Annotated in this window: 4 protein-coding genes; 2 read left to right on the plus strand and 2 right to left on the minus strand. The window is 72.9% G+C overall.

Annotated elements, in window-relative coordinates; genetic code table 11:
* Both CCN42_RS26755 and CCN42_RS26760 read left to right on the plus strand, forming a co-directional pair.
* The coding region (locus CCN42_RS26755) for an HNH endonuclease family protein (RefSeq protein ID WP_143662018.1) at nt 1–252 on the plus strand (252 nt) is incomplete at its 5' end.
* 106 nt (nt 253–358) lie between these two features.
* Nucleotides 359–1102 (plus strand): N-acetyltransferase, encoded by a 744-nt coding sequence (locus CCN42_RS26760; RefSeq protein ID WP_211294807.1) that lies wholly within the window; start codon nt 359–361, stop codon nt 1100–1102.
* Between the two features lie 57 nt (nt 1103–1159).
* On the opposite strand, the gene CCN42_RS26765 is transcribed toward CCN42_RS26760, so the two are convergent.
* A complete protein-coding gene (locus tag CCN42_RS26765; RefSeq protein WP_086739442.1) occupies nt 1160–1906 on the minus strand; it encodes a hypothetical protein in 747 nt (248 codons plus the stop codon).
* A gap of 83 nt (nt 1907–1989) precedes the next feature.
* The coding region (locus CCN42_RS26770) for an Rv1352/Rv1906c domain-containing protein (RefSeq protein WP_086739443.1) at nt 1990–2584 on the minus strand (595 nt) is incomplete at its 5' end.

Here is a 2584-nt window from a genome sequence, read left to right on the forward strand (position 1 = left end):
AACCTCCTCGCCGTCGACGCCGGCACCAACCGCGCCAAGGGCGACGGCGACGCCGCGACCTGGCTGCCGCCGAACAAGGCGTACCGGTGCACGTACGTCGCCGCGCAGGTCGCCGTGAAGAAGAAGTACGGGCTGTGGGTGACGGCCGCGGAGAAGGCGGCGATGCGGCGCGTGCTCTCGCGCTGCCCGGACCAGGAACTGCCGTCGGGCGGCAACCCGACGCAGGCACCGCCGCGGTTCCACGCCGACTGAGCGGCCGGGCCGGGCCGGACCGCCGGCCGGGCGGTCGGCCGAACAGCGGCCGGGCCGGGCGGAAAACCGGTTCTGCCGCTGCGGCATCCGTCCTACGGTGGCCCGCATGGAATACAAGGTGTCGAGCCTGGCCGAGCGTCCCGACATGCGGGAGCGGGTCTTCGCGATGGTGGACAGCTGGCCGGAGTTCGTGCTCCAGGACCCGGTGGGCTGGGCCCACTTCCCGCGGATAGCCGGCGAACTGCCGCAGTACGTGCTGTTCGCCGAGGACGAGCGGGGCGAGGTCGTCGCGAACGCCTTCAGCGTGCCGTTCGCGCTCGGCGCCGACGGTCGCGGCGAACTGCCCGCCCGCGGCTGGGACGCGGTCCTGCTGTGGGCCTTCTCGGACCTGCGCCGGGGCGTCCGCGCGGACACCGTGAGCGCGATCTCCGTCTCCGTCGCCCCGCACGCCCAGGGCCTCGGCCTGTCCGCGCGGATGCTGACGGCGATGCGCGACAACGCCCGTGCCCTCGGCTTCGGCGAGGTCGTCGCCCCCGTGCGCCCCAACGCCAAGCACCGGGAACCGCGCACCCCGATGGAGGAGTACGCCCGCCGGGTGCGCCCCGACGGGCTTCCGTACGATCCCTGGATGCGCGTACACGCCCGGGCCGGGGCCGTCGTCCACTCCGTCGCGCCCGCCTCGATGACCGTCTCCGGTTCGCTGGAGGAGTGGCGCCGGTGGACCGGGCTGCCCTTCGACACCGCGGGCGACGTCGAGGTGCCGGGCGCGCTGGTGCCGGTGCGGTGCGAGCCGGAACAGGGGTACGCGGTGTACGTCGAGCCCAACGTGTGGATGCGGCACGCCCTGTAGGGCCTGGGGGAGGACCGCTGCAGGGCGTGGTTCGCGAGCCCCTGACGGGGCGGTGGCTCAGCCGCCGAGCGCGTCCAGGTCGATGATCTCGCCGCTGGGCTTCTCGGCCGCCACCGGCTTGCCGTAGTCGCTGAAGACCAGCGAGTTCCGCTCGCCGGCGGTGGTGCTGTCCAGTCGCAGCAGATACGGCTTGCCCTGGGTGGCGACGTACAGCGTGTACCTGTCCTTGCCGTCCTTCTCGGTGAGGACGATCGCCGGGGTGCCGTCGACGGTGGTGGTCCTGCCGCGCGCCGCGTTCGACTTCACGTCGCCGGCGTCGCCGAGCAGCTGGTCCAGGTCGCAGAAGTCCGCCACCCCCTCGGCGTCGGGGCCCGTCGCGGCCATGCTGGTCCACTTGCCGGCCATCATGTCCACGACCGCGTCGGTCTCCTCCTCGGGCTCGCCCTCGGACTGGGCGCGCAGGAACGCCTCGTCGTAGCGCATGTAGAGGGTGTCGCCGGTCCGGATCAGATCGGCCTTGCCCTCGCCGGTGCCGAAGGTGCCGGAGCACTCCCCCTTGCTGTTGACGGCCACGTCGAAGCGGATCGTGCCGCCGCTCTCCTCGTCGGGCACCTCGCCCGCCAGCCGCAGCGACGGGGCGCCGGTGGTGGCCTTGACGGACCGGTCCGCGATCTCACCGCCGGTCAGCCCGGCGAACGGTCCCTTCGGCTTGTCGTCCGCCTTGTCCTCGCCCGGCAGGCAGCCGGTGAGGCCGACGGTGGTCGCGGCGGCGAGGCAGAGGGCGGCAAGTGCGGTACGGCGCATGGGAGTTCCTTGGTGGTGAGCGGTTCTGCGGGGGTGGTGCGGGGAGAGGGGTGCGGGCCGGCCGGCCCGGGTGAGCCGCCGGCTCAGGCGGTCTTCTTCCAGTCCTGGCAGCCGGAGGTCTTGAAGTAGGCGTCCGAGGCGCTGATGGTCACGACGGCGGTGCCGGTGACGTTGTCGTTCGCGATGATCGAGTCGAGCGAGTGCTCGGCGTCCTTGGCGCGCTCCCAGTAGCACATGTCGTCGGTGTTGCCGGCCGACCTGTAGGTGCCCGGGGCGATGTCGGCGCCGACGCGGAACATGCCTCCGCCGCCGGCCATCGTGGTGGCGGGCGAGCCGCCCTCGGCCCGGGGGCCGACGGCCTCCCAGTCGTTGCAGCCGCTGGACGAGAAGAGCTTGTCGGTGGCCTTGACGGTCACGTAAGCGGTGCCGCTGACGTTGTCGTTGGCCAGCAGGGAGTCCATCTCGCCGGAGGCGTCCTTGGCGCGCTCCCAGTAGCACATGTCGTCGGTGTTGCCGGTGGTGCGGTAGGTGCCGGGCTTGATGTCCGAGCCGACCTGGAAGTCGCCGTCCCCCTCGAAGGCGGCCTTCTTCTCGGCGGCGGCCTCCGCACCGGCGTCCTGGCCGGCGCCGGCCTCGCGGTCCGCGGACGCCGAGGAGCCCTTGTCGCCGCCGGACGCC

It is taken from the genome of Streptomyces glaucescens, assembly GCF_002154375.1.
GTDB lineage: Bacteria > Actinomycetota > Actinomycetes > Streptomycetales > Streptomycetaceae > Streptomyces > Streptomyces glaucescens.

Coding starts and splice junctions, on each gene's coding strand:
- CCN42_RS26760 (WP_211294807.1), top strand. CDS start 359: ATGGAATACAAGGTGTCGAGCCTGGCCGAGCGTCCCGACATGCGGGAG.
- CCN42_RS26765 (WP_086739442.1), bottom strand. CDS start 1,906: ATGCGCCGTACCGCACTTGCCGCCCTCTGCCTCGCCGCCGCGACCACC.